Annotated in this window: 28 protein-coding genes and 1 pseudogene; 17 read left to right on the forward strand and 12 right to left on the reverse strand. The window is 49.8% G+C overall.

What is annotated here, in order from left to right:
- The first annotated feature begins 58 nt into the window (after positions 1 to 58).
- The 4 genes from H6G50_RS05860 (at position 59) to H6G50_RS05875 (ending at position 3,581) form a co-directional block, all read left to right on the forward strand.
- Positions 59 to 895: a Wzz/FepE/Etk N-terminal domain-containing protein gene (locus tag H6G50_RS05860; protein WP_190714226.1), complete on the forward strand. Its 837-nt coding sequence runs from the start codon at positions 59 to 61 to the stop codon at positions 893 to 895.
- Positions 896 to 954: 59 nt separating this feature from the next.
- Positions 955 to 1,182, forward strand: a complete 228-nt coding sequence (locus H6G50_RS05865) for an AbrB/MazE/SpoVT family DNA-binding domain-containing protein (RefSeq protein ID WP_190714228.1) — start codon at positions 955 to 957, stop codon at positions 1,180 to 1,182.
- Positions 1,179 to 1,562, forward strand: a complete 384-nt coding sequence (locus H6G50_RS05870) for a type II toxin-antitoxin system death-on-curing family toxin (protein ID WP_190714230.1) — start codon at positions 1,179 to 1,181, stop codon at positions 1,560 to 1,562. Before H6G50_RS05865 ends, H6G50_RS05870 begins: the two co-directional genes overlap by 4 nt.
- An 84-nt stretch (positions 1,563 to 1,646) precedes the next feature.
- The gene (locus tag H6G50_RS05875; protein ID WP_190714232.1) at positions 1,647 to 3,581 is read left to right on the forward strand and encodes a nucleoside-diphosphate sugar epimerase/dehydratase; all 1,935 of its coding nucleotides are present in this window, start codon (positions 1,647 to 1,649) and stop codon (positions 3,579 to 3,581) included.
- Here the strand turns inward: H6G50_RS05875 and H6G50_RS05880 are convergent.
- From H6G50_RS05880 to H6G50_RS05900, 5 genes and pseudogenes are all read right to left on the reverse strand, one after another.
- Positions 3,578 to 4,315 (reverse strand): annotated as a pseudogene (locus H6G50_RS05880) (DUF4058 family protein); the annotation flags it as partial. The gene H6G50_RS05875 and the pseudogene H6G50_RS05880 sit on opposite strands and share 4 nt — an antisense overlap.
- A gap of 166 nt (positions 4,316 to 4,481) precedes the next feature.
- Positions 4,482 to 5,705 carry an FIST N-terminal domain-containing protein gene (locus tag H6G50_RS05885; protein ID WP_199302743.1) on the reverse strand — a complete coding sequence of 408 codons (1,224 nt, stop codon included), beginning with the start codon at positions 5,703 to 5,705 and terminating at the stop codon, positions 4,482 to 4,484.
- 542 nt (positions 5,706 to 6,247) lie between these two features.
- A complete protein-coding gene (gene crtR, locus H6G50_RS05890) occupies positions 6,248 to 7,150 on the reverse strand; it encodes a beta-carotene hydroxylase (protein ID WP_190714238.1) in 903 nt (300 codons plus the stop codon).
- A gap of 134 nt (positions 7,151 to 7,284) precedes the next feature.
- Positions 7,285 to 8,094, reverse strand: a complete 810-nt coding sequence (locus H6G50_RS05895) for an alpha/beta hydrolase (RefSeq protein WP_190714240.1) — start codon at positions 8,092 to 8,094, stop codon at positions 7,285 to 7,287.
- Between the two features lie 70 nt (positions 8,095 to 8,164).
- Positions 8,165 to 8,347: a hypothetical protein gene (locus tag H6G50_RS05900; protein WP_190714242.1), complete on the reverse strand. Its 183-nt coding sequence runs from the start codon at positions 8,345 to 8,347 to the stop codon at positions 8,165 to 8,167.
- Positions 8,348 to 8,747: 400 nt separating this feature from the next.
- Here H6G50_RS05900 and metG point away from each other — a divergent pair, with 400 nt between their 5' ends.
- From metG to lptC, 3 genes are all read left to right on the forward strand, one after another.
- Positions 8,748 to 10,349: a methionine--tRNA ligase gene (gene metG, locus H6G50_RS05905; protein ID WP_190714244.1), complete on the forward strand. Its 1,602-nt coding sequence runs from the start codon at positions 8,748 to 8,750 to the stop codon at positions 10,347 to 10,349.
- 112 nt (positions 10,350 to 10,461) lie between these two features.
- Entirely contained in the window at positions 10,462 to 11,079 is a 618-nt protein-coding gene (locus H6G50_RS05910) for an NYN domain-containing protein (RefSeq protein ID WP_190714245.1), read from the forward strand.
- Positions 11,080 to 11,162: 83 nt separating this feature from the next.
- Positions 11,163 to 12,317, forward strand: coding sequence for an LPS export ABC transporter periplasmic protein LptC (lptC, locus tag H6G50_RS05915; RefSeq protein ID WP_190714247.1), 1,155 nt, complete (start codon positions 11,163 to 11,165; stop codon positions 12,315 to 12,317).
- A 36-nt stretch (positions 12,318 to 12,353) separates the two neighbouring features.
- On the opposite strand, the gene H6G50_RS05920 is transcribed toward lptC, so the two are convergent.
- Both H6G50_RS05920 and H6G50_RS05925 read right to left on the reverse strand, forming a co-directional pair.
- Positions 12,354 to 13,172, reverse strand: a complete 819-nt coding sequence (locus tag H6G50_RS05920) for a tetratricopeptide repeat protein (protein WP_190714250.1) — start codon at positions 13,170 to 13,172, stop codon at positions 12,354 to 12,356.
- 258 nt (positions 13,173 to 13,430) lie between these two features.
- Positions 13,431 to 13,751, reverse strand: coding sequence for a hypothetical protein (locus H6G50_RS05925; RefSeq protein WP_190714252.1), 321 nt, complete (start codon positions 13,749 to 13,751; stop codon positions 13,431 to 13,433).
- Positions 13,752 to 13,947: 196 nt separating this feature from the next.
- Between H6G50_RS05925 and H6G50_RS05930 the strand changes: the two genes are divergently transcribed.
- A complete protein-coding gene (locus H6G50_RS05930; protein ID WP_190714254.1) occupies positions 13,948 to 14,628 on the forward strand; it encodes a Uma2 family endonuclease in 681 nt (226 codons plus the stop codon).
- 127 nt (positions 14,629 to 14,755) lie between these two features.
- Here the strand turns inward: H6G50_RS05930 and H6G50_RS05935 are convergent, their stop codons facing one another.
- The 3 genes from H6G50_RS05935 to H6G50_RS05945 all read right to left on the reverse strand — a co-directional run bounded on the left by H6G50_RS05935 (position 14,756) and on the right by H6G50_RS05945 (position 17,842).
- On the reverse strand, positions 14,756 to 16,168 hold the full coding sequence (locus H6G50_RS05935; protein ID WP_190714255.1) for an NAD(P)(+) transhydrogenase (Re/Si-specific) subunit beta: 1,413 nt from the start codon (positions 16,166 to 16,168) through the stop codon (positions 14,756 to 14,758).
- Between the two features lie 170 nt (positions 16,169 to 16,338).
- Positions 16,339 to 16,635 carry an NAD(P) transhydrogenase subunit alpha gene (locus tag H6G50_RS05940; RefSeq protein ID WP_190714257.1) on the reverse strand — a complete coding sequence of 99 codons (297 nt, stop codon included), beginning with the start codon at positions 16,633 to 16,635 and terminating at the stop codon, positions 16,339 to 16,341.
- A 64-nt stretch (positions 16,636 to 16,699) separates the two neighbouring features.
- Positions 16,700 to 17,842: a Re/Si-specific NAD(P)(+) transhydrogenase subunit alpha gene (locus H6G50_RS05945; RefSeq protein ID WP_190714259.1), complete on the reverse strand. Its 1,143-nt coding sequence runs from the start codon at positions 17,840 to 17,842 to the stop codon at positions 16,700 to 16,702.
- Positions 17,843 to 18,136: 294 nt separating this feature from the next.
- Here H6G50_RS05945 and H6G50_RS05950 point away from each other — a divergent pair, with 294 nt between their 5' ends.
- From H6G50_RS05950 to H6G50_RS05990, 9 genes are all read left to right on the forward strand, one after another.
- On the forward strand, positions 18,137 to 18,637 hold the full coding sequence (locus tag H6G50_RS05950) for a DUF2808 domain-containing protein (protein WP_347239884.1): 501 nt from the start codon (positions 18,137 to 18,139) through the stop codon (positions 18,635 to 18,637).
- A gap of 117 nt (positions 18,638 to 18,754) precedes the next feature.
- Complete coding sequence (gene rpmH / locus H6G50_RS05955; RefSeq protein WP_190714261.1) at positions 18,755 to 18,892, forward strand: 50S ribosomal protein L34; 138 nt, start codon at positions 18,755 to 18,757, stop codon at positions 18,890 to 18,892.
- A 34-nt stretch (positions 18,893 to 18,926) separates the two neighbouring features.
- Positions 18,927 to 19,304, forward strand: a complete 378-nt coding sequence (gene rnpA / locus H6G50_RS05960; protein ID WP_190714262.1) for a ribonuclease P protein component — start codon at positions 18,927 to 18,929, stop codon at positions 19,302 to 19,304.
- Positions 19,294 to 19,686 carry a PH domain-containing protein gene (locus H6G50_RS05965; RefSeq protein ID WP_190714263.1) on the forward strand — a complete coding sequence of 131 codons (393 nt, stop codon included), beginning with the start codon at positions 19,294 to 19,296 and terminating at the stop codon, positions 19,684 to 19,686. Before rnpA ends, H6G50_RS05965 begins: the two co-directional genes overlap by 11 nt.
- A 136-nt stretch (positions 19,687 to 19,822) precedes the next feature.
- On the forward strand, positions 19,823 to 20,998 hold the full coding sequence (gene yidC / locus H6G50_RS05970) for a membrane protein insertase YidC (protein ID WP_190714264.1): 1,176 nt from the start codon (positions 19,823 to 19,825) through the stop codon (positions 20,996 to 20,998).
- Between the two features lie 3 nt (positions 20,999 to 21,001).
- Positions 21,002 to 21,514 (forward strand): R3H domain-containing nucleic acid-binding protein, encoded by a 513-nt coding sequence (locus H6G50_RS05975; RefSeq protein ID WP_190714265.1) that lies wholly within the window; start codon positions 21,002 to 21,004, stop codon positions 21,512 to 21,514.
- Positions 21,515 to 21,522: 8 nt separating this feature from the next.
- Entirely contained in the window at positions 21,523 to 22,032 is a 510-nt protein-coding gene (locus tag H6G50_RS05980; RefSeq protein WP_190714267.1) for a YceD family protein, read from the forward strand.
- A 28-nt stretch (positions 22,033 to 22,060) separates the two neighbouring features.
- On the forward strand, positions 22,061 to 23,581 hold the full coding sequence (locus tag H6G50_RS05985) for an AAA family ATPase (protein ID WP_190714269.1): 1,521 nt from the start codon (positions 22,061 to 22,063) through the stop codon (positions 23,579 to 23,581).
- Positions 23,582 to 23,690: 109 nt separating this feature from the next.
- Complete coding sequence (locus H6G50_RS05990; RefSeq protein ID WP_190714271.1) at positions 23,691 to 24,191, forward strand: SH3 domain-containing protein; 501 nt, start codon at positions 23,691 to 23,693, stop codon at positions 24,189 to 24,191.
- 151 nt (positions 24,192 to 24,342) lie between these two features.
- Here H6G50_RS05990 and H6G50_RS05995 read toward each other — a convergent pair whose 3' ends face one another.
- Together H6G50_RS05995 and H6G50_RS06000 are read right to left on the reverse strand one after the other, a co-directional pair.
- Positions 24,343 to 25,797 carry a right-handed parallel beta-helix repeat-containing protein gene (locus H6G50_RS05995; RefSeq protein WP_190714274.1) on the reverse strand — a complete coding sequence of 485 codons (1,455 nt, stop codon included), beginning with the start codon at positions 25,795 to 25,797 and terminating at the stop codon, positions 24,343 to 24,345.
- Positions 25,798 to 26,152: 355 nt separating this feature from the next.
- Positions 26,153 to 26,815 carry an SH3 domain-containing protein gene (locus tag H6G50_RS06000; RefSeq protein ID WP_190714276.1) on the reverse strand — a complete coding sequence of 221 codons (663 nt, stop codon included), beginning with the start codon at positions 26,813 to 26,815 and terminating at the stop codon, positions 26,153 to 26,155.
- Positions 26,816 to 26,976 lie beyond the last annotated feature (161 nt).

Below are 26,976 nucleotides of genomic sequence, written 5' to 3' on the forward strand. Positions count from 1 at the left end.
TGAAATAATTCCAATTTCTGGAATACTGTAAGCTGTTTGATACCCAATTTCTCAGCTTATGACCCAAGAAATTCAGACCACCTCCGCCCCCATCGACGACGATGAAATCTCCCTGGTCGATATCATCCGCTTTCTGCACCGCAATTGGCGCTTCATTAGCCTCGTCACCCTAGGCTTCGTCGCGATCGCGCTCCCCTTCACCTTGCTCAAACCCAACGCCTACGAACGGCAATTGACCTTGAGCGTTGGCTCGAAACCGATCGCACTATCCGCCAATCAACAAATAGGACTGGATGCAGCCCGCGCCAACACTTTAGCCACAGAGAAGCTCAAAAGTCAAGAGTGGAAGGAAATTTCCGCGCAGCCTACCTACGATGCCACCAAACAAGAAATCGCCCTAACGCTGCGATCGCCGAATCCCGAAGCCCTTAAACAGCTTACTCCCAACGCGATCGCAACCCAACTCCAAACCGACTTCCAAGACGAGATCGTCGATACCATTAAACCCTATTTAGAGACGATCTCGCTCCAAATCCAGCGATCGCGCCAAATCCTCAAAAGTGTAGAAGCTGACATTGCCAAAACCCCAGCGAGTAATACGCCCCGCCTTGAAGCCCTCGAAGTCCAACGTGCTGCCTACTTATCTTCCATTGCTTCCCTAGAAGTCGATCGTCAATACCTCCAACAAGCTAGCGGCAAAATCGCCGAAATCGCCAAAATCGTCCTCCCCATCGAGATCAAAACTTTCTCGGAAGTTACCCAAAAAGCTCGCTCTCCACTCCAAATTGCTATCCTTTCCCTCATCGCGGGTTTCATGCTCGCTACCCTCGCCGCTATTATCCGCGAGCAAATTCCCCACATCAAAGCCGAACTGAGTAGAGAAGAGGGAAAATGACCGAATGTCGGGCTTTTGAGTTAAAGTAGTTACATTTGTAGTTACGGGGAGAGCCAAAGATGCTTCAAACAATAAAACTGCGACGGATTGGGAACTCAGTGGGCGTAACCTTCCCCAAAGAATGGTTAGAGCGGCTGAACCTTACTGAAGGGGACACTCTCTTTGTCACGGAAACCGAACGAGGACTCGAACTCAGTCCTTACGATCCCGACTTTGAGCGGGCGATGGCAATTTACCGACAAGGAAGCCAAAAGTTCCGCCACGCCCTCAAGGAATTAGCTCGGTGAATCAACCGACATGGCTGACAGAACCCATAGTTCTGGCAATTCACGAGGCTTTAATCTCCCAATACGGTGGTTTATCGGGACTAAGGGATAGTGGGATGCTGAGTGCGAGTTTGGCTCGCCCCCGCCATCGCTTTGCCTACGAGCCAGAGGTTTCTTTACCCGCTTTAGCCGCCGCCTACGGTTTCGCCCTATGTAATAACCATCCTTTCATTGATGGCAATAAACGCACGGCTTTCATGGCAATGTACGTTTTCTTAGGGTTGAATGGCTATGGCTTGACGGTTCCAGAACCGGAGGTTGTTCTGATGATGGAAGGATTGGCATCGGCAGAGATTGATGAAAAGGCTCTGGCTGCGTGGTTGACTCAATCAATCCCATAGACGCGACTCAACACTCGCGTGCTAGGAAACTGCCTGCAAGCGGTTAAAATCCTCTAAAGTTTCGAGCAATCGATCGCGCCCCTTATGGTCAAACGATTTCCCTTCCCTTCCACCTACCGTTTCGCACAATTTGCACTTGATGCCTTCACTGCTGGGTTTGCGTTCTACCTCGCCTTTCCGATACGGTTCGAGGGCAGCGTCGTCCCCCCCCACGACACCATCGCCATCGTCCTCCCCCTCCTCGCCATTCCCGGACGACTGCTAACTAATGCTGCCTTTGGTTTATACCAACAAGTCTGGCGTTTATTTGGCTTCAAGGACTTCATTCGCCTATTCAACGCCGTTACCTTCTTCTCTCTTTTCACCCTCGTCCTCACTCGCCTCTTGCTCCCGCGCTGGTGGCTCAATTTCGTTGGCGTTCCCCTCGGCGTGTCCGTCATCGATTGGTGCTTCTGCTTGATGGGAATGGTCGCCCTGCGCTACGCCCGCCGTCGTTCTGCACAGCAACCTTTGTGGCGGCGAAGGCAGCGTAACGAACCGCAAAAGCGGGTACTGCTCATCGGCGCGGGACAAGCGGGATCCCTGGTAGCGCAAGAAGTTCGGCAAAATCCCAGTCTCAATTTCAAAGTTGTGGGTTTTCTGGACGACGATCGCACCAAAGTCGGACGCACGGTAGAAGGGATTAAAGTTCTCGGTACGACCTCTCAACTGGTCGCGATCGCGCAGTACCATCAGGTCAAAGAAGTCCTGATCGCCATGCCTTCAGCCAGAGCAGAGCAAATTCGCCACATCGTCGCTCTGGCGCGCGGTACGTCCCTTGACCTTAAGATTATCCCCAGTCACGGCGAACTACTGCGCGATCGCTCCCTTGCCCCCCAAGCGCGGGAAATCCAAATTCAAGACATCCTCGGACGCGCCGAAATCCATCTTGACTTTGCCGAGCAGTTCGATACTCTCTTCTCCTCCGCCCAAGAACAAGTTGCCGGACGAACGATCCTCGTCACCGGCGCAGGAGGAACCATCGGCTCGGAAATCTGCCGCCAAATCGCCCGTTTAGCCCCGCAGCGCCTCTTGTTACTGGGTCGAGGGGAAAACAGTATCTTTCACGTCGAACGGAGCCTTAAACGCCAATTTCCGACGGTAGAGATGACACCCCTCATCGCTGATATCCGCCATCGCGATCGCATCGAATGGATTCTCAAAACCTGGCAACCTGATATTATCTTCCACGCTGCCGCCCACAAGCACGTCCCCTTGATGCAGCACAACCCGACGGAAGCGCTGGAAAATAACAGCCTCGCTTCCGCCCAACTCGCCGCACTCGCCCAACGCTACGGGGTTAAAAGTTTTGTGATGATTTCTACCGATAAGGCGGTCGATCCCCGTAACTTTATGGGAGCAAGCAAGCGCCTAGCAGAACTGCTGGTTAAGGCGCAGGCGCACCAGAGCAATACTCGCTTTTTGGTAGTACGATTCGGCAATGTTTTAGGGAGTCGCGGCAGCGTCGTTCCCATTTTCCAGGAACAAATCGCGCGGGGCGGTCCGGTGACGGTGACAGATCGAGAGATGACGCGCTATTTCATGACAGCACCGGAAGCCTCGCAGTTGGTGATTCAAAGCTTAGCTGTAGGGAAGTCGGGGCAAACATTGATCCTAGATATGGGGCAGCCGGTGAGAATTTACGACCTAGCAGAACAAGCGATCGAACTGGCAGGATTTGTTCCTCATGTCGATATTCCCATTGAGATTATTGGCTTGCGTCCCGGCGAAAAATTACACGAATCTTTGGTTTGCAAGGTGGAAACAGTGGAAATAACTCCGCATCCAAAAATTGTTGCTGTGGTGGGAGGAATTCCTGACTTTCAAGCAGCAGAACAAGCGATTTTAATGCTGCAAAACGCAACGCAAAACGTTAATGACTCGGAAGAATTATGGGCGATCGCGCAGCAGTGCCAAACGGCATTAGAATCATCAAATTGCTTGACTCGGATAAGTACGCGAGAGCAAAGAATAAGCTAACGCCTTCCTTGCTGTCGTAGTATTTCATCTGCCCAAATCCGATCTTCTTTCGGTAGTAGCGGGTTTGCTTCTGCTGCATAGTCGATCGCGAGATCGAAACCCGCGCGCTGGTAAACTTCGCTCAATACGGCTTGCAAATCGACGAGGGGTTCTTCATCGCCCGCGCACAGGGGCAAGGCAAAGGCTGGAATTCGGGATCGCACCCCAAAAACATACAATTCCGCCCAGGGACGGCGATTGCTCCGACTCACGAGAATGTTATAATCCCCCGTCGGTCTTTCTTCTACTAATTCCATCGGTTTTCCCTCTCGCAGCAAGTCAATCTCGATGAAATGGGTTAAACTGCCCAAAACTTCCCAACGCTTGCGAAGATAACTCTCTCGCCCGACTCCGGAACGTTTGTTTTTTGGTGATAAAATCTCGATCGCCGCTATAACAGTTTCCGTTGCAATTTCTCGAATTTCTAAAAAATATTCTCTCACCTCTTCCGACATCGGCGTTCTCACGGCAATTGCGGGTGCTGTCGCCAAGACTCCAAGAGGTTCGCTAGGAGTTTCAATTTTGGGAATGGGGGTAGAAATCGTCACATCGGGCAAGCCGACAAAAACCGATTCAACGCGATCGAGGTAAGTTCGCTTTTCCACTGCTACGCGGTACTTCGGACGTAGCTGCGGACCGAGGGTATCGGCTAGATTAACGATTAACCGATTATGCACTTCTGCCCAGAGTTGGGGATGTTCTAAATAACCTGAGTTCGGGTTAAGGCTATTTTTACACTCATTTTACGAAGGAATCGGGGTTAGAGCGAACGAAAGAATGAGGCTTTCGGCTTATCCCGAACTGACGTTAAATAATTGCAGGTGCTTCGCTCTTAATTGTATCCTTGCCCCTTAATTCAAACTAAGCGTAATTCCCAATCTCGTGGCAAATCCCAAACACCGAAGTATAGCCGTGCAAGAACGTACTTTCACCCACCGGGCCGATTTCGCCGTTGCAGAAAAAGCCGCCTAAAGGAACGTCTTTAAAATAGCGATCGAAGAGTTGAGATTCAAAGTTGGGCTTTCCGTAAAGTCCCTCGCCGCGTCCCAAACAGGAGAAGAGCAGCGCGCCCGCTGCATCGCCCTGACGCTTTTGCAGCCACATTTCTAAGTCTTCGGCTGAGGTACGAGCGTCGCGCAGGTGGAACTGGATGCGCTGTCCGGGGCGCACGCGATCGCCGATCGCGATCGCACCAAGCCGAGGATCGATCCCGATGATGTTCCGAATTAAAAAATCGCCCCGATCTAAATCTGGCTTGAATTCATCGCGCACTAACCCGATAAACAGCGAGTGTTGGGCGAGTTGTCTATCCTCTGGGTTCAAAGTCTGGATAATGCTTTGCAAAGCCTCTAACGGCGTTTGTGCAGCCGTTGTCGCCGATCGCTCGCTATCCGGTTGCAGTTGCAACAGCACGTTGCGTTCCCCTTGGATAATGCGATAGGGCTGACCGATGGGACGGCAACCTTGAGCGACAATGGTTTCGATGACAATCTTGCCACTCAGGGCTACGCCAATCGTCCCTTCCTGATAATGGCGATTGTTACTAAATAAGCTCATCCCGAGATTACTACTCCCCGCACTCGCCAGTCCCCCAATCGTCACCGAACCGGGATAGGCATAATCGATCCCTTGCAACAGATTGTTAATTTGGGAACTGAACGGATCCGCTAGCAAAATAAACTTAGGTTGAGCTTCGGGAAATACCCCAATTGCCTCCGCCCAGCGATCGGGCGACGCATCCAAGTCCGGCAGATCGGCTTCTAACAGATGAAAGGTCGTAATTTCAACTTCCGGCAGGCGGGCAAGGGTCAAACTCAGTGCAGGCGAGCGTTCCACTTCCTGCGCTTCCGCTCCGACTGGCCCGCTGCCGATCGCACCGCCCCCGCCGCAGCCAATTAGAATCGGTTCGGGGAGTTGTTCTGCTAAAAGTGGCATTAGTCTGGGATATTCGCTAGCAAAGGCGGCAGAAATAAAGATAATTCCTAAATCGGGCTTGCAAGCGAGCGATTCTCGGGCGGTTTCGACAACCTCATTGACTGCCGCTTCTAGGGAAGGACGAGTCGAAAAGGCGTTGGCCCACTTCATGGAATCTGACATGGCTAATATCGCTTCGCGAAATTAAAAATTAAATCTTAAAAATTTTGAACGGTCAGTAAGCATGAGTTTAAGGATCGGTCAATTCAGTCTTAGTTAAATACCACGCGCTTGACCTTTGCTATCTCAACTCTACGCTTAAGAGCGATCCGATCTGCTAGGAGGGTCGTCCCACCATGAATTAATTTTACGGCTAATGACGGCAATCTATTTTAATGGATTGACCTTAAAATTATTCATCGGTAGGAACATTCAATTGAATATCCCTACTCGAGTTCCCCGTGGGAGCAAGTCACTTTTGTCGCCCTCTCCCTAAATCCCTTTCCCAACTTTGGGAGACGACTTTGAGGCTACTCCCCTTCGCCGTTCAACAAACAGCGAAGCATCCTCTGTCATCCCCACCAGAATTGCGGGGGGAATGAGGAGGGGGCAGAGAAGGGGCCGGGGGATGAGGGCGATCGCGGCGCAAGTTTGACCTGCTCCCGTTCACCGTACTGTCAAGCTTCTCCGCTCGATTTAATATCCAGAATTCCCTAAGAATCTGAGGGATTATTTTTGGGTTTCCTAGGGTGAAAGCGAATGCCTAAAAAAACATCATAAAGAAAAATCCAAAAATCTTTTCCTTGAAATATTCCTAGCGATAAATGGCTACCTTTTGATTCTAACAGCGGTTTAGTAGCCCGATAAGCCGCTTGATATTTGTACCAAGGAATAGAAGGCCACAGGTGATGGATCAAGTGATAATTTTGACCAAAAATGGCAATATTTAAAATCGGACTGGCATAGACTCGCGCGTTTTTCCAGCGATTTCGTTCTTGAAAAGGACGGTGAGGGAGATAATCAAAAAACAACCCTAACGCTATCCCTACAACTAACGCCGCTGACAGCCAATAGTTAATTAAGTAATTATAAAAGCCGTACTGGAGCGAACAATAAACCAAAACGACTAAAAACAAACGGCTGAGAAACCATTCGAGCAACTCGTATTTTCTCCACAAACGCCGCTTAAAGAAAAAAATTTCGTGATAGAAGAAGCGGGGTGCAATCAACCATAACGGACCGCCAGTGGAAACAAAATGATCGGGATCGTTCTCCGGATCGTTAACGTTAGCGTGATGCTGGAGGTGAACTCGCGTAAATACGGGGAATGCAAACCCTAAAATTAGTGCGCTGCCGTGTCCCAAAATCGCATTGACAATTTTGTTGCGATGTGCTGCGTTGTGCGAAGCATCGTGAATGACAGAGCCAGCGAGGTGAAGCGCCAGCACGTTCATCCAGAAACTGCACCAATGATGCCAACCCCACAGCCAGTAGCCGTACGTCGAAATCGTCAAAAGGACGATGGAAGCGACTAGCATCAATAACGTTGGATTTAGACCGCCCGGGGGTTGTAAAAACTCTCTAGGGACTGTCAGCGGCATTTTTGCCTCCGACATCGTTCTTTTTGCTCCTTCTATTTACAAGTCCATTGGGTAGTATAAGCGACAACGGTACAATGATAAAGATTTGTAACACGACATTAGACTTATACCCCAGAGGGAAGACAACTAAAGGAACTTATCATTAGTTATTAAGCTGCTGGGGTAGAAGAGAAAGATGATTCTTCAGATGAGAGGTTCTGCGGGAGCGTGCCGTAGCGCTTGAGAATGCGATCGAGTTTAATCTCCTTTTCGAGCAGGCAAGCATGACCGCTGTCGGGTAGGATACAAATCCGAGCATCGGGGAACAGTCCGGCTAAACGCTTTGCTTCTTGGACCGAAGGTAATAAGCGATCGGCGGCTCCTGCAATTAAAACGACGGGTTTGTTAAAGCGCTGGAGTTGTTTGCGATCGATCTGAAAGTCGCGCAATAGGGATAAACGCCAACTGACGGTTTTAGGGGGAAGCGACTGCATTGCCGCTAGCAGCGCCGAGCTATTTTTAGGTTCGACTCGCCGCGTCTCTGCTAAAAAGGGGAGTAGGATTCCGGCTGTTCCGCGATACAGGGGTTCCGGAAAGGATTCAACCAAAGGAATCGCCCAATGGTAGAGGGGATAGCGGCTAAACGACGAAGCGGGATTGCTTAGAATTAGAGTATCAATGGCTTCGGGTTGCGCGATCGCGACTTTCATCGCCAAGCACCCCCCAAACGACTCGCCGCATAAAACAACTTGTCTTTGCCCCCGTTCGGCTTCGATCGCATTCGTCACCTGCCTCTGTAGGGCATCCCAGTCTTGCAAATTTTCAGCGGGGATCGCAGCGCAACGCACGTCAAAGCAGGATTCCAAACTCCCAATCTGGGCGTGCAATAACTGCCCGGTGCTGTCCATTCCCGGCAGGTAAACGAAGAGAGGAGCGTTGGGATTGCTTTTTCTCGGCTTCAAAAAGGAAAGATAAGTCATTACGGTTATCAGTCATCGGTTATCAGTTATCAGCGATCCAATGGCACGGTTTTAAGACCAAAATTCAAATTCAGGCGAACGGGTCGGGACATTCGATTGAAGTCGGGTTGATTTGAGTTCTCGCTGAATTGGACGATCGCGCGGCAATTTCTGGGAATCTTGCCCAATGGCTCCATTGTACGTTGCCGGGTGCGATGGAAGGGGAGGCAAGCAGATGGGTGAATTCCCGAGCCATTGCTAAGCTAAGGCGCATTTAAATTGGGTAAACTCAATCTCTCCCTCTCTCCCCGTCAGTCCCAGATCGCAATTTAAATGACGAACAGCTTAGGGGTGCAAAACACGATCGAGGTGAGGGAAAGGATAGAATTGCGTCTTTCTACAAGAGCTTTTTAGGTTATCCTAGGGGATTGTAGAATTGACTTGCACGTGCAAGATTGTTAGCGAGATCGAGTCTCTCAACTTCCCAAAATCGACGAAGCGCTTTAAACGGCTGCCTCTCGGTAGAGCGGAAAACTTGAGACAGAGTGCCTCGCTCGACTTGCCAAGCCGTTAAGTTTATCGATTAAATATACGCCTCTATTTCTGGGGATCGTAGTTCCAAGAATCGCGATCGCGATCGCCAGAGAGATTATTAAAAATCTAAGTATTATTTCATGAACGCCTCTCATCAACCCCCGGAAACGTTTGCGCTGACGACTCCTTTGTATTATGTCAATGATGTTCCCCATATCGGGAGCGCTTATACGACAATAGCAGCCGACGCGATCGCGCGCTTCAAACGCCTCCAAGGGCTATCTGTCCTCTTCATTACCGGGACTGACGAACACGGGCAAAAGATTCAACGCACTGCCGAAGCGAACCAATTAGCACCGCAAGAACATTGCGATCGCGTTGTTGCACGCTTTGCAGAACTTTGGAATTTGCTCGAAATTCAGTACGATCGCTTCAGCCGCACCACCGCCGATAACCACAAACGCATCGTCAAAGAATTTTTTATGCGCGTTTGGGAGCGCGGCGACATTTATCTAGCTCAACAACAAGGCTGGTACTGCGTCGCCTGCGAAGAATTTAAAGAAAAGCGGGAACTCACAGAGACGGGGAACTGCCAAATCCACACCAACCAAAAAGCTGAATGGCGCGACGAACAAAATTACTTTTTCAAACTCTCCAATTACCAACAACAACTAGAAGACCTCTATCGCGATCGCCCCAGCTTTATTCAACCGGAATCGCGTCGCAATGAAGTGTTAAAATTCGTCCGCCAAGGACTGCAAGATTTCTCTATTTCTCGTATCGATCTCGATTGGGGCTTCCCTGTTCCGACCGATCCCCAACATACTATTTATGTTTGGTTCGACGCACTTTTAGGATATGTCACCGCCCTCCTGGAACCCGATGCCGAACCGACCTTAGAGAACGCTTTATCTCAAGGGTGGCCGATAAATTTACATCTCATTGGCAAAGATATTTTGCGGTTTCATGCGGTCTATTGGCCTGCCATGTTACTCTCAGCAGGGATTTCCCCCCCTGAAAAAGTTTTCGGTCACGGTTTTCTAACTAAAGATGGCCGTAAAATGGGAAAAACGCTGGGAAACACCGTCGATCCCTTCGAGCTAGTCAAGCGCTATGGCTCGGATGCAGTTCGTTATTATTTCCTTAAGGAAATCGAGCTAGGGCAAGACGGCGACTACAATGAAGTTCGATTTGTTAATATTTTGAATGCGGACTTAGCCGATAGCTTTGGTAATTTACTCAATCGAACCCTCGGTATGGCAAAAAAATATTGTCGCGGGCAAGTACCAGAGCGATCGGGAAGTGAAATTTCGGAAAATTGCATACTTAAATCTCTGGGTTTAGGATTGGGAGAGCGAGTTTCACAAGCTTACGACTCGCTGGCGTTCAGACAGGCGTGTGAAGAAATCTTTATTTTGATTCGAGGGTGCAATAAATACATTGACGAGCAAGCGCCTTGGAGCCTCTATAAGCAAAAAAAACAAGCCGAGGTCGAAGAGATATTGTATTCTGTTTTAGAATCAGTTAGATTATCAGCGTATCTTCTGGCACCGATTGTTCCCAACCTTAGCAATGCGGTTTACCAGCAACTCGGCTTCGGGATTGACTTTAACAATAAAAATCTAGTTAATAGTAGAGAACTTTTTCAGAATCACAGTCAATGGGGCATCTTACCGCCAGGGCAAGCGCTCGGTCAATCTCGTCCGATTTTTCCCCAACTGGAACTTCCCGCTTCGAGTTGAGCGTCTTTGCTATTTAGAGGAACTATCCTTCTGTAAGGTGATTCCTCCGGAAGCGAAATCTCTCAAAACATCCTGTTTTTCATATTTTTTAGATAATAAATGAGGTATAGCCATGCTAGAAGAAAGTTTTAGCGACGACCCGGTTTTTCCGCCGGAACAAGTCTTGGAGAACCGAGGTCGAGTCGCAATTTTTATTGACGGCTCGAATCTCTTTTATGCAGCTTTACAACTCGGACTAGAAATCGATTACACGAAACTTCTGTATCGCCTGACCTCGGGATCGCGGCTTTTGCGAGCCTTCTTTTACACGGGAGTCGATCGCACCAACGAAAAGCAGCAAGGCTTTCTATTGTGGATGCGGCGCAACGGCTATCGCGTCATTGCTAAAGACTTGGTTCAACTCCCCGATGGCTCGAAAAAAGCGAATTTGGATGTCGAAATTGCGGTCGATATGATGGCTTTAGTGGGCGCTTACGATACGGCAGTTCTCGTCAGCGGCGACGGCGATCTCGCTTACGCTGTCGATGCGGTCAGTTATCGCGGGGCGCGGGTGGAAGTGGTAAGCTTGCGCTCGATGACGAGCGACAGCTTGATTAATGTGGCGGATCGCTATATCGACTTGGATCAAATCAAGGAAGATATTCAAAAACACCCAAAGCATAGCGCCCATAGTCCTCACTACCGAACCTTCCCCGGCATCCGAATTTTAAATGAAGAGAACCAGCGATAAGGGCTATTCGGGCGCGGAACTTCGCCGGAGGTTCGGGGTCAACAGGTTAAACTGGCGATCGCAAACGGCAATTTTGAGCTTGAATGCTGAAGGATATCAAAGGAATGAGGTTAGCGAGCGGCGCGCTGGGCTGTATGCTGTTGGGGTTGAGCGTTGGATTTTTGGGATGCCAGCGCGCTCCCCAATCGCAGCAGCAAGCAGCAGTCTCTTCGCCCGCTTCTCCCGTCGAAGAAGGGTTAACTGCTGAAAATGTAACGCTGGAGCAGAAGGATAAGAACGGTCAACCGCTCTGGAAATTAGAGGCGGCAAAAACAAAATATTCCAAAGAGCGCAAATACGTCTATCTCGAAGGGGTGAAGGGAAACCTGTATCAAGATGGCAAAATCGTGTTGCAGGTGCGATCGCGGCTGGGCGAATTAGAAGAAAACGGCAAAAAAGTGCTGCTCAAAGACCAAATTGTGGCGATCGATCCTCGCAATCAGGCGGTTATGAAAGCAGATGAGTTCGAGTGGCGGCCCGAGGAAGATGTCGCGATCGCGCGTAAAAATTTGACCGGTAGTAACGGTAATATTAATGCTTCTGCCACAGAAGGACGCTACCAAAGCCGTTCTCAGCGTTTAGAACTGCTCGGACAAGCCAAAGCGATCGCCAAAGATCCCGCCTTGCAATTGCAAGCCGAACGGCTACTCTGGGAAATTCCAACTAAAGTCGTCAGCAGCGATCGCCCGATTGCCGTCGATCGCTATCAAGGCAAAAATGTTAGCGATCGCCTCGTTGCGAAAAAAGGGCAAATCAACCTCGCCACGCAAATTGCAACCGTTGAGGGTAACGTCGAGCTAAAATCCCTCGAACCCAAAATGCAAATTGCTTCCAACAGCGCCAGTTGGAACCTCAAAAATCGTACCGTCCAAACCAACCAACCGACGCGCGTTCTTCACCACCAAGCCGGATTTACGGCTACCGGGAATCAAGGCTTCATCGACATCGAACGCCAACTCGTGCGCTTGCAAGGCGGCACGCAAGCGATTAATCTCCGCAAAAAAGCCAATCTTTACGCCAACCAACTGATCTGGCAAATTCCGCAAAAACTTCTGTTTGCAGAAGGCAATGTTATTTACGATCAAGCCGATCCCCCGTTGCATTTAGAAGGTCCTAAAGCGACGGGAAATCTCGACACCCAGCAGATTGAAGTCGCGGGAAATACCGGCGGTCAAGTCGTTACCGAAATTGCTCCTTAAACTGATGTGCTTTGGTGAGTCTTGCGCGAGCGCGCTTTAATAAAGCGCAAACGTTAACTCCTGCTGGTACTTGCGAGTTAACAGGTGATTGCTCCCCAACAAATTAAAAATCGATAACATCGCCTTCCGCGCCCCATCATCCCGATATTTGCGGCTTTCTTGCACGATCGCAAGAAACGCTTGCAACGCTCCCTCGTAATCCTCCGCCAGCGTCAAACGTGCCGCTTCTGCAAAGGCGCGATCGAGTTCGCTTTCGGTGGGCTGCTGTACGATTTGTTGGAATTGAATCAAGGTTTTTAGCGACTGGGCGCGGGCGTAATCCTCGCCCTTATCCGCGCCAATAGTAGAGAGCATCTGTTCTGCTGCATCTAAGAGATTGACGCGCAGCAAAAACTGCGCTGCCGCTAAAATAACGCGAGTATTATCGGGATAGCGAGCGAATAAATCATCGAAAATTTCTTTCGCCCGTTGAGGATATTTGGAGGCGATCGCAGCGTTAGCTTCCTCCAAACCCAACTCCAACGACGACTTTAAATTCAGCCGTCCCAAAAACTCCCGCAACTGCCCTTCCGAAAGCGCGCCCACAAACCCCGGAATCGTTTCTCCTTGGGTAACAACGCGCACGTCAGGTACGCCTTCAACTCCGTATTGTCCCGCCAAGTCCGGTTCGCGATCGATATCAACCTTAGCGAGGATAAAATCGTACTCTTGCACTAATTTTTCTAAAATTGGCTTTAAAAGCTGGCAAGGACCGCACCAAGTCGCGTAAAAATCGACTAAGACTGGCGTTTTGTAGGACTTTTCCAGAACTTCTGTGCTGTAGCTGTCGCGATCGACTTCGATTGCATAGCCCATGTTCTACATATCCTTAAACTGTGAGTTCAACGGAGTCGCAAGTCTCTATTTTATCTTAAGTTGAAAGCCTCATTTCTTCAGGGTCGCGATCGAGCTTCAGGTTTTTATCGAACTCTTGTTTTTAAAATAGTACAAAAATACAAGCTAACCGTTTAAACTCGAAAACACCGGTTGTTAAAGAAAACAATGGGGAGAGCGATAAACGTTGTCCGTCCTCCATTGATTGAATCCTGTTCGCTATTTTAGGTGCTAGGAAAATTATTCTTTAAAAAATATTTGGTAAACGATCCAACCAATTAAGCTACCAATCCCTAAATAGATGAGCAAACCCCCCACCACCAGCACAGCGTAGACCAGGGAAACTCCAACAATCGTAAAGAAAATAAATTTAACAACATTAACAGTTTTCTTTCCCAAGCGTTGCAATTGTGCTGCAGGTGAATTTGGTTTCGTCCTTTTAGATGAGTCGTTTTGGTTGATTTCGGCTTCAAGTTCCCGTAAACGTAAATCTTGTTCTCGCTTGTTTAAGTTTTGTTCCAGACGTTTGAGTTCCCTTTCTGGATCGTTATTGAAATTCATAGGAGTTCACTCGATCTCAAAACTGCATTAATATTAAAAAGTAACGCGAAAATCTCATATAAGTATAACTGAAGATAAAAGCATCGGCTACAAACGGATTACTCTTGCTGAAACTCAAACCCAGTTTCTCACTGCTCGTTTCGGCGTAAATTTTCCCGACTGCCCACTGCTCCGCCATCAGGCGCTGATAACTAAAATGACTCTCTCCCTCGATCGCGAAATTCTCTACCCCGACAGCGACGGCCGACCAATGGCAGATAATACGAAACAATATCGCTGGATTGTCTTAATTAAAGAAAATCTCGAACTGCTCTTCGCCGACAATCCCGAAATTTTTGTGGCGGGCGACTTACTTTGGTACGCAGTCGAAGGTTCCCCCGAAATTCGCCTCGCTCCCGATGTAATGGTTATCTTCGGAAGACCTAAAGGCGATCGCGGTTCGTATCAACAGTGGAAAGAAGACAACATTGCACCGCAAGTCGTCTTTGAAATTCTTTCTCCCGGAAATCGTCTCAAAGAGATGGTGAAAAAGCTCCGATTTTACGAGGACTATGGGGTAGAAGAATATTACATCTACGACCCCGATTCTAACGAACTCGATGGAATGCTGCGCCAACAAGGGGAGTTGAATTTCATTGAAGAAATAGACGGATTTACGAGTCCGAGGTTGGGAATTCGCTTTGTTTTGACTCCGGAAACGCTCTTAATTTATCGTCCCGACGGGCGGAAGTTTTTAACGACTCTCGAACTCGAACAGCGTGCCGAACAAGAACGCCAACGCGCCGAACAAGAACACCAGCGCGCCGAACAAGAACACCAGCGCGCCGAACGATTAGCGGCTCAACTCAGAGCATTAGGAATTGAGCCTGAAATTTGAAATCGCCGAAAGCCACACCCAAGAGAATAGGGACGTTAAATGTAACGTCCCTACTTTATGTATTTTGGCTCTCTGTGGTTCGCCAATTTTTGCGTATTTTAGGATCGATCGGATTGCATCTCAAAAACTACTCGAGTTGTTTGACTTCATTAACTAATTGAGCAACAACGTCTCGAGCGCTACCAAATAACATCATGGTACGGTCTTGGAAAAATAACTCATTTTGAACGCCAGAAAAACCAGTTCCCGTCCCGCGTTTGATGACAATGGTATGCTTGGCTTTATCAACTTCAAGAATTGGCATTCCATAAATCGGGCTGCCGCGATCGTGACGCGCGGCGGGGTTCACCACATCGTTCGCCCCAATCACTAGCGCCACATCAGTTTGATCGAACTGAGGGTTGATATCATCCATGTCGTAAAGCTGGGTGTAGGGAACGTTAGCTTCGGCGAGCAAGACGTTCATATGTCCCGGCATTCGTCCGGCAACGGGGTGAATGGCGTATTTCACTTCAACGCCCGACTTTTCAAGCATTTCGGCGAGTTCGCGGACGGCGTGCTGTGCTTGAGCGACTGCCATTCCGTAACCGGGGACAATCGCAACAGATCGCGCGTACCCCAGCATCATCGCACCTTCTTCGGGATCGATACTCTTCATCGAACCGCCGGAAGTTCCCGAAGAACCGCCGCCGCCGACTTCGCTTGCGCCCCCAAATCCGCCAAACAGAACGCTTGTCAGCGAACGGTTCATCGCTTTGCACATGATCTGGGTGAGGATGATCCCCGAAGCGCCTACCAACGCGCCCGCAACAATGAGCATATTATTGTTGACGACAAAACCGGCAGCCGCCGCAGCGAGTCCGGAGTAGGAGTTGAGTAGCGAGATCACGACGGGCATATCGCCGCCGCCGATGGGGATGACGAAGAGGATACCGAGGGCGAGGGAAATCGCAACTAAGCCAAAGAAGACAGCAAGATTTTCGGGATAGAGGCAGAAGTAAATGCTACCGCCAAGGAAACTTGCGAGTAAGAGCGCGTTAATCGATTGTTGGAAGGGAAATAAAATAGGCGCGCCGGGGAGGAGTTCTTGCAGTTTGGCGAAAGCGACAAGACTGCCGGTGAGGGTGACGCAACCAATGAGAATGCCGAGGAGAATGACAATTTCGGAGGTGAGGGAGAGGGGTTGTCCGCTCGATAGCACTCGCCAGAATTCCGCGATCGCGACTAAAGCCGAAGCCGCACCGCCCAAACCGTTGAAAATGCCGACCATCTGCGGCATAGCTGTCATCGCGACTTTGTAGGCGGAAACGGCCCCAATGGCGCTGCCAACTGCGATCGCGCCGAGAATCCCTCCATAGCTCAAAACTTGGCGATCGAGCATCGTCGCAACAATAGCGACTAACATCCCTGCTGCCGCTAATTGGTTGCCAAAGCGCGCCGTCGCCGGAGAACCTAACTTTTTCAAACCGACAATAAACAAGCCGATGGCAATCAAATAACTGGCTTGAATGCCGGTTGGAATTAATTCGCTCCAGTTCATCGAAAACTCCTGAGTGTGAAACCCCGTCTTAGAAAAACGGTTTTTGTTTGAGAAGGACGAGCGGTTGTCTTGGAAACCAAGTCACCGTTATTTCGAGGGCTGCAACAGTGAATAGTACACAAACCGCTCATCGTGAGGTTTTGGAGTCACCCTATCGGGTGGTTAAAATGTCAAGCCTTGCTCTCTTTTTTCGCAAACATTAGCAACATTCGGTCGGTCACAAGAAAGCCGCCGACAACGTTAATTGTTGCTAAAATAACGGCGATTAATCCCAAAATGACAGGGAGATGGAAGTTGGTTGCCCCGGAGACTAAAATTGCTCCGAGAACTGCAATCCCAGAAATAGCATTGGCCCCAGACATTAAGGGCGTATGCAAGGTCGGCGGGACTTTATTAATGATCTCAAAACCAACGAAACTTGCCAGCACGAAGACCAGCAAACAAGTTAGCAATGTTTCGGCACTCATGATTTTAGTGATTAGCTATCAGTTATTAGCGAACGGTCATTAGTCTCGAACTTGACTTTCTCGGTTAACTATTGACGGTTTGTTCCAGCGCAGATTTCACCCGTTCGTTACGAATCTCTCCAGCATAAGTAACGCAGGTTTCGGCAACAATATCATCGTTGAAATCTAGCTCGATTTGCCCATCTTTCACCAAACACGCTAAAAATGTCGCGATATTTTTGGCATACATTTGACTGGCGTGGACGGACATAGAAGCCGGAAGATTAATCGGGCCAATAATGCTAACGCCTTTATATTGAATGTCTTTTCCGGCTTCAGTGACGGCGCAGTTACCGCCCTGTTCGGCAGCAATATCGACAATGACGGCTCCCGGCTTCATTTGGGAGACCATTTCTTCAGTGACGATAATCGGCGCTTTTTTACCGGGAACTTGGGCAGTACAGATAACCGCATCGGCACTGGCGACGTGGGTTGCGATCGCGTCTTGGGTACGCCGTTTGGATTCTTCGGAGATTTCTTTAGCGTATCCTCCGGCTGCTACGGTGTCTTCTTCCAGATTCGCCTCAACAAACTTAGCCCCCAAACTTTGCACTTCTTCTTTGACGGCAGGGCGAATGTCAAACGCTTCGACGACTGCACCCAAGCGCCGCGCCGTCGCAATCGCACTCAATCCCGCTACGCCCGCACCAATAACGAAAACCTTAGCCGGACGAATTGTTCCTGCTGCTGTCGTCAGCATCGGGAAAAATTTTGGGAGCGCTGCGGCGGCGATTAAAACAGCTTTATATCCCGCTAGGGAGGCTTGCGAAGAAAGCGCATCCATGCTTTGGGCGCGACTGGTGCGCGGGATCGATTCCATTGCGAAGGCGGTAATTTGGCGCTGTTGTAACTGTTGAATTGCCGCCGGATTGCCGAGGGGATTGAGGAATCCCACCAAAACTGCACCTGGTTTCAGGCGTTCGATTTCTTCGGGTTTAGGGGGTGCGACTTTCAGAATAACGTCGGCTTCGCCCCAGAGTTGGGCGGGATCGTCGATGATTTTAGCGCCGACGGATTCATAAGCATCGTTACTAAAAAACGAGCCGTCTCCCGCGCCCGACTCGACCCAAATTTCCCAACCTTGTTTGACCCAACGCGCAATTGTATCCGGGATCGAGGCAACCCGGCGTTCGCCGACTTCAATTTCTTTCGCGATCGCTATTTTCATGAAGACTCCTTTAGCAAAATTTTTCGATGTTGGGGGCTTGCTTTCCCTCCCCAATCGCGGCGCGTTACACTCAATTGCATCCTAAGCTGCCTCCTAATCTAATCTCGATTTGCGATCGCGACCGGCGATCTTTAGCTTGTTTTATGGATTGCAAGGAATGGAATCGCTAGGGAACAAATGCTAAGTATTTCTACGTCTTGGGAATCGCTTAAAGTTTAGTAACATAGTGATTCGAGTATTTCCAGTTCTGAACTAAAATTTATGCTTTTCTCAAAAATAGTCTCCTCTCGGTTTGTGTCTGCGATCGCTGCGACAGGTTGCCTCTTAGCGGGCTTTAGCGCGCCGATTTTAGCCCAAAATAACTCCGGATTGACGATTTTTAGTGGGGTCGAGCGTCCCAATCAACTCGGATACTACCTGGATTTTGGCGGCAACCGCGACCAACGCGATCGCTATCGCCTCCGCGTCCCTAGCGACAAAATGGAACTCGGCGTAAAAACCTTCGCCATTAGCTATCCGGATTACTACGACGGTAAATTCGATGTCGATAGCGTTGAAGTGGTTGCTGAAGGTCAATCGATTCCCATTGATGAAGTCGTTTGGAACAAACCCGATCGCGTCCTCTTAATCTACCTCGCCGACCCAATCGAAGCTGGCAAATCCGTCGAACTTGTCCTCTCCAACGTCCGCAATCCGCGCTGGGGCGGAACCTACTACTTTGAAGGACGCGCTGCTGCCCCCGGCGACGTTCCCCTCCCCCGTTACCTCGGCACCTGGATTGTCAGCATTCAATAACTCGCTAGCAGATGGTGTGATAGCGCGCTTTTGTGTTAAAATAAAAGACTGTGGCTTTTTTTGAAAAGCTAGCCAACAATTTTCTATTTTATTTTAACGATCGCGAGGAGAGAGGCAGTGACTCAGCGTACTTTAGGTGGCACCAATCGCAAACGCAAAAGAACATCCGGGTTCCGCGCTCGAATGCGTACCCCCAACGGTCGCCGGGTTATTAGCGCCCGTCGCCGTAAAGGTCGCCATCGTTTGGCAGTCTAATCCACTTCAGTTAATCAAAACTCGTTAACTGAGTGTGGGATTGCCAAAAATAAATCGGCTTCATCGACGGGATTTTCAGGTCGTTTACCAACAGGGCTTTTCCCGCCATAGCTCGCATTTGAAGTTGAAAGCACTTCCGGCCCGTGGAAACGCTGGGATAGAGGAAGGACAGCAGCTTCCTGCGAGCCAGTTTGGTATTACTATCAGTCGAAAAATCAGCAAGAAAGCCGTCGCTCGCAACCGAGTCAAACGTCAATTACGAGCGGCTCTGCGGCAATTGCTCCCCCAAATTCCCCGAGGCTGGAAAATGATTTTTGTGGTGAAACCCAGAGCCACCGAGTGCAAATATGAACATTTTTTGCGAGAATTAGAACAGTTGTTGTCGCAAGCGGAGGCGATCGATGGGCATTAAAGAAACAACCTTTTATGAAGGCGGCCCCCATATTGGGGACTTGATCGTTAATATTCTGCTCGGTTTTACCGTTATTTGTTTGCCGCTGACCGTAGGAGCTATAGTACGGGCGCTATGGCTGCGCTATAAAATTACCGATCGCCGTATTTCCGTTACCGGTGGCTGGCAGGGACGCGATCGAACCGATATCATTTACTCAGAGATCGTCAGAATCGTTAAAGTTCCGCGCGGGATCGGATTGTGGGGCGATATGGTTGTCACCCTGCGCGATAAAAGTCGTTTGGAATTGCGCGCAGTTCCCCGCTATCGCGAAATCTACGACTACATTGCCGAACGCACTGCTGATAAAACCGGACGTTCCCTCGAAGAGATTAAGAGTTAATCTTTGAGCTTTAAACCTCGCCGAGAAAACACTTTTCAGCACCCAATTGCCGCGAGTTAAAACCATCGACCCAGTTCACCCCCCCAGTTCACCCCCCCCAGTTCACCCCTAGTACCGAGGCTTCACTTCTAAACCAATGGATTTTGGTATCGGATTTCTTACCACAAACATCATGTTGCCGATCCTGGACTTCTTCTACAGGATCGTTCCCAGCTACGGCTTCGCCATCATCGCACTCACCCTTGCGATTCGCTTCGCCGTCTATCCCCTCAGCGCGAAATCGATTCGCAGCATGAGACGCACGAAAATCGCTCAACCCGTAATGCAAAAGCGGGTGAAAGAAGTGCAAGAACGCCATAAAGACGATCCGGCGAAGCTCCAGCAGGAGATGGGAGAAATCTACAAAGAATTCGGCAATCCGCTATCCGGATGCTTGCCAATTCTCCTGCAAATGCCGATCCTGTTCGCCCTTTTCGCAACCTTGCGGGGATCGCCATTTACCGATATCAATTACACCGTTGACGTACAGATTTTTCCCAAAGAACAAGTCGAACTGGTTCAACCCCAAGTTTTCGCTACAAAACCCCAGAACATCTATATCGATAACGGCCTTCACTATCCCGTTACCGCACTCCTCCCCGCAGGTAACAAATTAGTCGTCGGCGAAAAAACTCAAGCAGAATTCCAAACGCCAGAGGGTAAAAGCCTTGAAGCTTTAATCGCCCAGCAGGGGAACGAGGAAGTTAAACCCGTTTGGAAAGTCACTAAAGGCGAAGAACGCCTTAAGGTTCAGCCAGACGGGACTATCGAAGCCCTAGCCCCCGGCGAAGCGACTTTACAAGGTACGATTCACGGACTGGCAGCGAACAAAGGCTTCCTCTTTATTAAAGCCCTCGGACAAGTAGGAGCAACGGCTCCCGACGGTAGTATTAACTGGGATATTGTCGGGATGGTGATCTTCTTCGGACTCAGTACCTATGTCAGCCAAAATCTGACGAATAAATCCGATAGCTCGAGTGCCGCCCTCAACGAGCAACAACAACAGCAGCAAGCGATCGGCAAGATTACACCAATTATCTTCTCGGCGATGTTTCTGTTCTTCCCCCTACCGGCAGGGGTGCTGATGTATATGGTAGTGGCGAATATTTTCCAAACCGTGCAAACCTTTATTTTGATGCGGGAACCACTGCCAGAAAACTTGCAAAAATTGGTTGCCCAGCAGGAAAAAGAAGAACAGCGCAAAGCCGGACGGGATCAATTACCCTTCGAGCGCAGCAAGCGTTCTAAGAAGAAAGAAAAGACTTCGGGTTAGGCTATGAACGAACAAGAACAACGGGGGAAACAATGGCTCGAACGCCTGCTCGGAGTCATGGGTTTTCCGGCTAGCGTCACCGTCAAAAATATGGAAACCGTTGAGGGATTGCAGCCTTGGTTGGAAATTGACGGAAGCGCTTGGAGCGCAGAACGAATTAACGCGCTAATTGGCGATCGCGGCAAAACCATCGACGCAATTCAGTATCTAGCGAATACGCTCTTAAATATTTCAGTTTCTTCTGACTTGCAACAAGCATTTGTCATCGAACTGGATGGCTACCGAGCGAAGCGGCAAACCGAATTACAAGCGTTAGTGGTTGAAATTGCCGATCGCGTCCGCGAGACCGGACAACCGGAAACCCTCGAGTCCCTCTCTTCGGCAGAACGGCGACAGGTGCATAACTTGTTTAAAGAATATGCCGATCTGATCGCTGAAAGTCACGGCGTAGAACCCCATCGCCGTCTTGTTGTCAGCTTGGCGGAGGAAGCAGAGGAACCTATCGCTACGGTATAAAAGGCAAAATGGAAGCGATTTATATTCCGCAAATCCAGAGCGCGAAAGATCGCAAGGAAACCCTTCAGTTTGAAGAATTTCTGCCCGATTTAGAGACGCTAACGCCGGTGCGAGGACAGTTGAGCGTGACGCACCGGAAGACGTTTTTAGAAGTGACAGTCGAGGCGGAAACGATTGTAACTTTGTGTTGCGATCGCTGCTTGCAACATTACAATCGCCGTCTCGCGCTGAATACCAGCGAACTGATTTGGCTGGAGGACGAGGACGGCGACTCGTTACCATCCGAACGAGAAATCGCCTTAGAAGACTTGTCGGAAATCCTGCCGCCCCAAGGTTATTTCGATCCAAATCGCTGGCTTTACGAGCAGTTTTGCCTTGCCATGCCCGCTCAACAACTTTGCGGCAACAACTGTCGGGGGATTGAAGTCGATCGCGCAGAACATGAAGGCAAGATCGATAATCGCTGGGCAGGTTTAGCAGCGTTAAAAGACCGATTTTCGCCCGAACAATCGGGTTAAATAAGGGAGACTGGGAGAACTAACGGCGATGAATTTTAACGAAGAGTTTGAATTACTGCTGCGTGCCTGTTATCCCTTACTCTACATTCCCACAGCCGAAGAAGAACGCTTAGAGGCTGCGATCGCGCAGTCCGCCAAACGAGTCGGTTCCCGTAACCTCTATCTCTGGGATTTTGTCGAAGGTTATCGCGATAACCCCAACAATACAGGCTTTGGTCGCCGCAATCCCTTGCAAGCCCTCGAATGGGTAGAAAAACTACCTGAATCCGCCGCAGGCATTTTTATTTTGCGGGATTTCCATCGTTTCCTCGAAGATGTATCGATTTCTCGCAAATTACGAAATTTTGCCCGCAGCCTTAAATCCCAACCGAAAAATATCGTTATCGTCGCGCCAGAAATTAGCATTCCCTCCGAATTAACCGAGGTTTTAACCGTCGTTGATTTCCCCTTGCCGAGCGCATCAGAAATCGAGACAGAAGTCAAGCGATTGCTCGGAGCCAGTAATAGCGCCCTCGATGGTAAACTGATCGACGAACTGGTGCGAGCAGCGCGCGGCTTATCTTTAGAACGGATTCGACGAGTTTTAACTAAAGCGATCGCAACTCGAGGCTACCTCGAACCCGAAGATGTCGAACTCGTCCTCGAAGAAAAACGGCAAACCATCCGCCAGACGCAAATCCTCGACTTCTACCCCGCCACCGAACAAATTTCTGATATCGGCGGACTCGATAACCTCAAAGATTGGCTGCTGCGGCGCGGCGGCGCATTTAGCGATCGCGCCCGCACCTACGGAATCCCCCACCCGCGCGGCTTACTCCTCGCTGGAATTCAAGGGACGGGCAAATCACTAACTGCAAAAGCGATCGCCCATCACTGGCATCTCCCCCTTCTCCGCCTCGATGTCGGGCGCTTATTCGGCAACCTCGTCGGCGAATCCGAATCCCGCACGCGCCAAACCATCACCCTCGCCGAAGCCCTCGCCCCTTGTATCCTCTGGATTGACGAAATCGACAAAGCCTTCGCTGGATTCGACGGTAAAGGCGACTCCGGTACGAGTAGCCGCGTCTTCGGAACCTTCATCACCTGGCTCTCTGAAAAGCGATCGCCCGTATTTGTCGTCGCCACCGCCAACAATGTCCGCGAACTCCCCCCCGAAATGTTGCGCAAAGGACGCTTCGACGAAATCTTCTTCGTCGGCTTGCCCTCCCAAGAAGAACGCAAAGCAATTTTTGAGGTACACTTATCCCGATTGCGGCCTCACAGCCTGAAAAACTACGACATCGATCGCCTCGCCTACGAAACTCCCGACTTCTCCGGCGCAGAAATCGAAGAAACCCTCGTCGAAGCCATGCACATCGGCTTTAGTCAAAATCGCGATTTCACCAACGACGATATCTTAGAAGCCGCTAGTCAAATCGTCCCTCTCGCACGAACCGCCACCGAACAAATTCAATTCCTACAAAGCTGGGCGGCTTCTGGCAGAGCGCGCCTCGCTTCCCGGAGTCAACGGCTTGGCAGCCCTATCGAACCCTTGAACGATGAGTTGTAAGCTAAATTCTTATCTTTAACAAGATTGTCCGGAAATCCCCCATCCTCGATTTGGGTGGGGTAATTCGCGAAGAATATTCTTAACGATTAACGATTTACAATTCACAAAAATGTCCCGAGCTTCCCGTATTTTCCAAATCTTTTTCGGCTTTATTATCGGTATCGTAATTTTAGCGGGTGCGAGTGCCGCCGCCGCCTATTACTTTCTCACCCGCTTAACAGATACTCCGCCCAAACCCGTATTTAGCGAAGAATTACCGAAAAAAACCGCTCCAAAAGCAGCAAAGCCTGCATCCAAAACTGAAAAAACCACGCCAACTCCTCAACCGAGCCAAGAAGTTTCTCCTAAACCCCCTGAAGAACTCGAACCCGGAGCGTATAAGGCCCGCGTCACTTGGTCGGAAGGGCTGAGCTTGCGAGACGAACCAACGACAGATGGAAATCGAGTTGGTGGTGTTGCTTTTAAAGAAGAACTGATTGTGATTAAAGACAGCGATGACGGAAAATGGCAAAAAGTTCGCATTCCCAGCAGTAATACCGAAGGGTGGATCAAATCGGGAAATATAGAAAAGATTGACGAAAAAACAGAGGACAAACAAAACGGGCAATAGCCGTTGAGTTTTGCGAGTAGAAATTGAAAGTAGAATTAGGGTGGGCATTGCCGTTCTGGAGTGAAAGCTTAGAAAAAGCGCAAAAGATCGGCAATGCCTACAAAGACAGTTTTGTCAATAGCGAACGGTAATAGTCATTCAGCCTGATTGGTTAGCTCGCCGGAGTTGCCCCCGCCGTCACTTGGGTATTGCCCGGTTTTAATGGAGTTTGCAAAGCTGTCCCGTTATCCACAAAAGCACAGAGGAGCGGATCGCTAACGGTTATGCTGGGAACCACTTTCGTATCGTTGGCATTGTGGGGATTATAACCGACGTTACCGCCGCCATTAATAAAAGTCGTCCCCGTGTCGTGATTCACATTCCAGTTGTTGCCACCATTGTAAGCCTTGTTCCCGCTCACTAAGGTATTCTTGAGCGTGGTATTCGAGCCGCCGCCCCAAAAAGCGCCACCTTGGAATCCGGCGTAGTTGTTGGCAATCGTGCTATTAACAATCGAAGTTTTGGGATCGTTCGATAGGAGCATTGCACCGCCTAAACCCGATTTACCATCGAAAGAGTTGGCAGCGTTTCCACAAAACGTACTGTTGTTAATTGTAACTGGCGAACCTTCCGATACATACAGTCCGCCCCCTTGGTCGAGAGCGCGGTTATTGGCAACGGTGGTATTGGTCATCGTGAAACTGCCGCCGCCACCGATACGAATTCCCCCCCCGAGGGATAGGTTTTGGGTATCTTTAGCAACGTAACTGCTAATAATCGTGCTGTTTTGGAGGGTAATACTATCGCCTCCGGGGTAGGCATACAGGAATAGCGCGCCGCCTTGTCCGGCACCTTTATTGCCGTCAAAGCGACTGTTCGTAATTGACATGGTATCGTCGATCCCTTTTTTGCCGCCATCGGTATAGATCGCACCGCCGTAGCCTCGCGTATCCGGACCGAATGTACCGCCTTTAGTTGTGTCGTTGCCTTTGAAGGTGGAAGTGCTGACGGTGAGGGTGCTGAGGACGGTATTAATCGCACCGCCATTAATCCCGGTGTTGCCGGTAAAGGTGCTGTCGCTGACGTTGAGGCTGCTGTTACTTCCGATCGCGATCGCGCCGCCGCCCCGTTCGCCAACACTACCCTGGGCCTGATAGCCGTTGGTGCTGTTAGACTCAAAGCGGGTCTTGGTGACGGTGACATTGCTATCATTGCTCGCCCAGAGTCCACCGCCGCCGTCGCCATTAGCGAAATTGTTGCGGACGACGCTATTTTGCAGATTTAGCGTCACGCCCGTACCCGTGCGAATGCCTCCGCCCGCACCATCTATCGCAACTCCGGTAGTTTTTCCATTGGCAATGGTAAGACCGCGCAAGGTGACATTAAGGTTGGAGGCGATATCGATGACGCGGGAGGCGTTATTAGCGCTGATGGTTAAACCGGAAGCCGCCGTTGCATCGATGGTTAAGTTTTTGTCGATAAGCAATTGACCGCTGGTGAGGGTAATCGTTTGGCCAGCTAGGGTGGAAGAAAATTGCAGCGTGTCTCCGGCTTTGGCTGCCGCGATCGCTGCCCGTAAAGAGTCTGTACCGCTATCGTTGCTATTCGTAACCGTAAGAGTAGCCATAACTTAATTCGTTAGTAGATGATGTGAACGATTGGACTTAAATAAACGCAACTACGCTTCAATATCAAGTTAGGGCTAACCGATAGTTTGTGAGGTTAGAAAAAGCACTCACTAATCTCTCTAAGGTTAACCCTCTAACCGACGATCGTGCTGTGCAGAATCAGCCCGCGATCGGAATTTTTTCCTAACATTAAAGCTGTGCTAAGGATTGCATGAACCGACTGCCAGCGTCAACCAATTTGATGTTTCCGATCGATAAACTTAAATTCAAGCTAAAGATTAATTTCAAAAAGTGACGAAAGAGAAATATTTACTGGATTGCTCTTTGGAAACAATCGGGATTCGTAACAACCTATTAAGGACAACTTGCAAAATTTCCTTCATTAAGCGTTGGAAACCCATTCGCACTCCAACCACTCACAGGCGATAGTAGTCTAAGCCATTGCCGCCCTTCCCCATCGAGTTGAGTCGCACTCGGTTCGATCGTGACGATATCGTTGTAAAAAATTCCGCCGACTCGGGCAAAACTCAAGCCCGGACCGGAACGAACCGCCATTCCTTCAGGTTCTGGATAGTTGACGCGGCGACAAAGATAGGGAGATTGTCGGACAGGAGTTGCGGCTCGAGTGGGGGGCGGTAGGGTGGGGAATTGCGATGGAGTTACGACGGTATTTCGAGCGGGTGGCGGCGGGATGGGAGGTTCTGGGGGCATGGATAGCGGTGCTGCGACACAAATTGCCAGCAGTTGCGTGCGGACAAAACCCGTGGATGGCGAAGTAACGGCAATCCATCCATCTCTACCTGTCTCTTCGGCTAGGGTAACGCGCTCGTTTTGAGCTAGGGCGCTGAGCGGGTCGGTTTGCGATCGCGTCCGATAAATAAAGGTATCTTGGTTAACTTGACGGCATTGTCCTTGGAGGCTTTGAGCCATCGACGGTTGTGGCGCTGCGATCGCGGCTAACCCCAAAATTCCGCAACTTGCAGCGAGAACTGCCACTCCTTTTGCCCTGTTTTTCATTGCACTCCTTACAGATCCCCTCTTGGGTATTTTCCTCAACTCCCCCTTATCTTAGCTGCCAAGCGTTCTCCCCTTCAATCGGGTCTATAAAGTTGCTATTTCTAAGGTCTCTGCCCGCCCGATCCCCTTATGTTAAGAAACTTAGCTGAATTTAAATCTTA

This window comes from Oscillatoria sp. FACHB-1406 (genome assembly GCF_014698145.1).
Lineage (GTDB): Bacteria > Cyanobacteriota > Cyanobacteriia > Cyanobacteriales > Spirulinaceae > FACHB-1406.

Coding starts and splice junctions, on each gene's coding strand:
- H6G50_RS05860 (WP_190714226.1), top strand. CDS start 59: ATGACCCAAGAAATTCAGACCACCTCCGCCCCCATCGACGACGATGAA.
- H6G50_RS05865 (WP_190714228.1), top strand. CDS start 955: ATGCTTCAAACAATAAAACTGCGACGGATTGGGAACTCAGTGGGCGTA.
- H6G50_RS05875 (WP_190714232.1), top strand. CDS start 1,647: ATGGTCAAACGATTTCCCTTCCCTTCCACCTACCGTTTCGCACAATTT.
- H6G50_RS05885 (WP_199302743.1), bottom strand. CDS start 5,705: ATGAAGTGGGCCAACGCCTTTTCGACTCGTCCTTCCCTAGAAGCGGCA.
- crtR (WP_190714238.1), bottom strand. CDS start 7,150: ATGTCGGAGGCAAAAATGCCGCTGACAGTCCCTAGAGAGTTTTTACAA.
- H6G50_RS05895 (WP_190714240.1), bottom strand. CDS start 8,094: ATGACTTATCTTTCCTTTTTGAAGCCGAGAAAAAGCAATCCCAACGCT.
- H6G50_RS05900 (WP_190714242.1), bottom strand. CDS start 8,347: ATGCGCCTTAGCTTAGCAATGGCTCGGGAATTCACCCATCTGCTTGCC.
- metG (WP_190714244.1), top strand. CDS start 8,748: ATGAACGCCTCTCATCAACCCCCGGAAACGTTTGCGCTGACGACTCCT.
- H6G50_RS05910 (WP_190714245.1), top strand. CDS start 10,462: ATGCTAGAAGAAAGTTTTAGCGACGACCCGGTTTTTCCGCCGGAACAA.
- lptC (WP_190714247.1), top strand. CDS start 11,163: ATGCTGAAGGATATCAAAGGAATGAGGTTAGCGAGCGGCGCGCTGGGC.
- H6G50_RS05920 (WP_190714250.1), bottom strand. CDS start 13,172: ATGGGCTATGCAATCGAAGTCGATCGCGACAGCTACAGCACAGAAGTT.
- H6G50_RS05925 (WP_190714252.1), bottom strand. CDS start 13,751: ATGAATTTCAATAACGATCCAGAAAGGGAACTCAAACGTCTGGAACAA.
- H6G50_RS05930 (WP_190714254.1), top strand. CDS start 13,948: ATGACTCTCTCCCTCGATCGCGAAATTCTCTACCCCGACAGCGACGGC.
- H6G50_RS05935 (WP_190714255.1), bottom strand. CDS start 16,168: ATGAACTGGAGCGAATTAATTCCAACCGGCATTCAAGCCAGTTATTTG.
- H6G50_RS05940 (WP_190714257.1), bottom strand. CDS start 16,635: ATGAGTGCCGAAACATTGCTAACTTGTTTGCTGGTCTTCGTGCTGGCA.
- H6G50_RS05945 (WP_190714259.1), bottom strand. CDS start 17,842: ATGAAAATAGCGATCGCGAAAGAAATTGAAGTCGGCGAACGCCGGGTT.
- H6G50_RS05965 (WP_190714263.1), top strand. CDS start 19,294: ATGGGCATTAAAGAAACAACCTTTTATGAAGGCGGCCCCCATATTGGG.
- yidC (WP_190714264.1), top strand. CDS start 19,823: ATGGATTTTGGTATCGGATTTCTTACCACAAACATCATGTTGCCGATC.
- H6G50_RS05975 (WP_190714265.1), top strand. CDS start 21,002: ATGAACGAACAAGAACAACGGGGGAAACAATGGCTCGAACGCCTGCTC.
- H6G50_RS05980 (WP_190714267.1), top strand. CDS start 21,523: ATGGAAGCGATTTATATTCCGCAAATCCAGAGCGCGAAAGATCGCAAG.
- H6G50_RS05985 (WP_190714269.1), top strand. CDS start 22,061: ATGAATTTTAACGAAGAGTTTGAATTACTGCTGCGTGCCTGTTATCCC.
- H6G50_RS05990 (WP_190714271.1), top strand. CDS start 23,691: ATGTCCCGAGCTTCCCGTATTTTCCAAATCTTTTTCGGCTTTATTATC.
- H6G50_RS05995 (WP_190714274.1), bottom strand. CDS start 25,797: ATGGCTACTCTTACGGTTACGAATAGCAACGATAGCGGTACAGACTCT.
- H6G50_RS06000 (WP_190714276.1), bottom strand. CDS start 26,815: ATGAAAAACAGGGCAAAAGGAGTGGCAGTTCTCGCTGCAAGTTGCGGA.